The organism is bacterium endosymbiont of Bathymodiolus sp. 5 South (assembly GCF_900128535.1).
Lineage (GTDB): Bacteria > Pseudomonadota > Gammaproteobacteria > PS1 > Pseudothioglobaceae > Thiodubiliella.
Genome location: NZ_FQTR01000158.1, coordinates 1 through 3756, shown reverse-complemented (window position 1 = coordinate 3756; position 3756 = coordinate 1). Strand labels below are relative to the sequence as shown.

At 40.5% G+C, this 3756-nt stretch carries 2 protein-coding genes; both read left to right on the top strand.

All coding sequences use genetic code 11. The features are described from left to right. The first annotated feature begins 248 nt into the window (after positions 1 to 248). Positions 249 to 2240 (top strand): galactose-binding domain-containing protein, encoded by a 1992-nt coding sequence (locus BBROOKSOX_RS09470; protein ID WP_139661381.1) that lies wholly within the window; start codon positions 249 to 251, stop codon positions 2238 to 2240. A 486-nt stretch (positions 2241 to 2726) separates the two neighbouring features. After that, the gene (locus BBROOKSOX_RS09465) at positions 2727 to 3620 is read left to right on the top strand and encodes a hypothetical protein (protein WP_139661378.1); all 894 of its coding nucleotides are present in this window, start codon (positions 2727 to 2729) and stop codon (positions 3618 to 3620) included. Positions 3621 to 3756: the final 136 nt, after the last annotated feature.

Sequence of the window (3756 nt, the reverse complement as noted above, 5' to 3'; positions counted from 1 at the left end):
TAAAGAAAATGCAGTAAAGGTGTTTCAGTTACTGGTTACCTAGGTTGTGATGTGCTGGTGGTTAATCATCATTCAAGGGGTAAAATTTTTGGATTTCATAAAAGACCTTGACAAAATTGTTTTTAAATGCTATAGTAAATTTTTTAATCATTATTTTTTAAAAATGAAAAATACAACAAATACCTGAACAAATTACTAAACTCCTTGCAATCGCCATCTTTTCAGTCTCATTAAATGCTTTTAGTGTTGTGCTGAGTCCAATCATCACAATCAGCACTAATCATGTTGGTGCCACTGCTGGAACTGCTATTACACCTGTTACCATCACTAATACAGGTAGTGGTATTTATTCTTATTCAATTTCTCCTGCTATTTCCAATGGCTTGTCCTTTAATAAAAAAACTGGAACCATATCTGGAGCGCCAATTGTTGCAGCTGATCCAGTGACTTATGTTGTAATGGCACATGGTTTCTATTTCTTTGATGACACTGCAACTGTTGTTATTGCTGTTGGTGCCGGTACTATTAATCTAGCCCTTGGAAAACCTGCCACACAATCCAGCACATTTTTGTACCACTCTATCAATCCTGTTGCTGGCTATGCAGTGGATGGTAACACTGATGGCTATTTCTTGAATAAGAGCACAACCCATACTGAATATGCACAAGGCGCTTGGTGGCAGGTTGATCTAGGTAGTAAGAAAGATATCAAGCAAATCATTATCTACAACCGCACTGATTGCTGTGCAGATAGACTAAGCAACTACCAAGTTAGTATTTCTAATAAAGCAGACTTCAGCACCCACACTTATCAACAAGACTTTCATGTTGCACCCAATCCCAAAAAAATCATTCAATTAGACGCACCAGGCAAACAAGGTCGTTATGTTAGAATCCAGTTGCTTGACAGTGACTATCTGTCTTTAGCAGAAGTTCAGGTTATGGGTGTTGATCCTTTGCGTTTTGCTGAGGTGGATGTCTCTAATGCCCGTAATAATTTTGGTGGGTTTAATAATGTGCCAAATTTTCCTAACTTATATGCCTTTGCCATTATTCAAGCCGATAGGTCAATCGTGTCGTGGGGTGATTCAAGATTTGGAGGTATAGGCACTGCACCCACTGATAGTGGCTATACCCAGATTTACTCAAATTTTAGCGCCTTTGCCGCCCTTAAAACCGACGGGTCAATCACGGCGTGGGGTGCGTCAGATAGAGGAGGCACAGGTGCGCCCATTGATAGCGGCTATACCAAAATTTATTCAACTGGGTGGGGAGGCTTTGCTGCCATTAAAGCCGATGGATCAATCACGGCGTGGGGTCATTCAGGCTATGGAGGCACAGGTGCACCCTCTGATAATGGTTATACCAAGATTTATTCAACTCTATATGCCTTTGCCGCCCTTAAAGCCGATGGGTCAATCACGGCGTGGGGTGATGTGAATTGGGGGGGCAATGGTGCGCCCTCTGATAGTGGCTATATCAAGATTTATTCAACTAAGCATGCCTTTGCCGCCCTTAAATCCGATGGGTCAATCACAGCGTGGGGTAGTACAGTGTTTGGAGGCTTAGACGCACCCTTTGATAGTGGCTATACCAAGATTTATTCAACTGATTCTGCCTTTGTCGCCGTTAAAGCCGATGGAACAATCACGGGGTGGGGCGATGAGGAACAGGGAGGCGGAAATGGCGTCCTTACAGAAGGATCCTTTGGTACAGCCGCACCCTCTGATGGTGGCTATACCAAGTTTTATTCAACCAAGTATGCCTTTACCGCCGTTAAAGCCGATGGGACAAGCGCGACATGGGGTGAGATCACGGATAGGTCCTCTAATAACTATACCAAGATTTATTCAACTGATTATGCCTTTGCCGCCCTTAAAGCTGATGGGTCAATCGTGACATGGGGTCATTCACGCTTTGGAGGTACAGGTGCACCCTCTGGTAATGGTTATACCGAGATTTATTCAACTAAGCGGGGCTTTTCCGCCCTTAAAGCCGATGGGTCAATCGCGACATGGGGTAGAAATTCAGATCCTTATAATAGTGATCCTAATAGTGTAGGTGTAGGTATACCCGTGAGTGCACCCTCTGATAGTGGCTATATCAAGATTTATTCAAATGGGTATGCCTTTGCCGCCGTTAAAGCCGATGGAACAATCGTAACATGGGGTGATTCGAGATATGGAGGAGGTATTGCACCTGCACTCTATCACTCTACCGCTAAAATAAATGTAAAATAAGGATACGCTATGTGGCTCCCTCGCTTGAGAAACCGACTTGATAAATTATAGGTCTTGTTTTTTATTAAAAACGCCACTAGTTTTTGAGCGAATGACGGGGTTTAGAGTAATGTAGTTAAATTCAAAGCGTCCCTCGTATCATAACAATCGTGTCAATCATCAACACCAAAAACCGTTTTTGATTACACTATCCAATGGCGATTGGATAAGGAGATAGTGACACAGTGCATCCCAATAAGTTTTTAAACTTGTGAATAAGGTTTTGTGCCTATCTCCTTATTCACTATACCAACACAAAATAACAACCCATCCACTATTAAGTTTTGGAAAACAGAACAAAGAAGACCATCAGAAAAAATGGTTGAGAAATTACAGCATTTGTAAAGATTTTAAACTTGACACTTCTTATAAAAAGTTTTGAAAAAATACTTGTAAAAACTGCATCATAATCGGAAAATTATAGTTCAAAAAATAAGGCCAACAGCAATGATAAAAACAAACAACACAACAAATCTTAAAAACATATCAAAGTATCTTTTAACAACCACTTTAACGCTTGGATTGTTAAGTGCAACTAACACAGTTATTGCCAACCAGAACTCTACGATAGACAACTATAACACCCGCTATACCCCACAAGGTAGAATAAAGGCGGGCAAGCGAGGCACCTACAAAAAAGATATCCATGTTTGGGTTTATACCTCAAAGTTTGCCAAGCGTTTTGGTATGCCACAAGAATGGGTGGATGATGAGTTAAAGGGTGCAGAGGCACTTGCCTATCGACTAGATTTAGATGTGTATGGCACTAAGTGCGGTTACTTCTCCAATGTAGAAAACTGTCGCCCTTCTACTGCTTGTGTGGTGGATATGTATATTGATGATAAGGCTAATTTGCCTTGGAATACTAATTCTCGTTTTGAAAGTCTTTACGGAAGAAAATCTAATCCTTTCTTTGTGGCACAAAAGAAAAAAGACGGTCCTACATATGGAAAACGCATCACCAAACGCGGTCAGCAATATAAGTTGGGGCTGGATTCAACAGGTATAGTTTATGGTAAAAATGACAAATGGAAATTGGGTGCTTACTACATATTAGAATATGATAGGGATATTTATAAAAACCTAGATTATCTATCAGGCTCTGTAATTTGTCACTCTTTTGGCAAGGAAAGAGATGTAAAAATTGATATTGACAACCCAGTTTTTAGAAAAGATGGTTCAGTGTCAATGAAATCTACTCTTGCTCACCAAATAAAAATCCCAAATTCTTTTATGGGGCGCATAGAGGTTTACGATAAAGCCCAATACGAGCCCAACAGTCTATTTAAAGCATTAAGGGATCGTCTTAGCGCTACCACCAAACCAAAATCATCAGAATAATAGTAACGAGGAGCAAACCATACCAACACCAAATAACAACCCAGCCACTATTAAGTTTTGGGAAACAGAACAAAGAAGACCGTCAGAAAAAATGGTTGAGAAATTACGGCATTTGTAAAAATTTTAAACTTGACAC

Excerpts from the sequence above, each read along its gene's own strand:
- BBROOKSOX_RS09465 (WP_139661378.1), top strand. The coding sequence starts at position 2,727 with ATGATAAAAACAAACAACACAACAAATCTTAAAAACATATCAAAGTAT.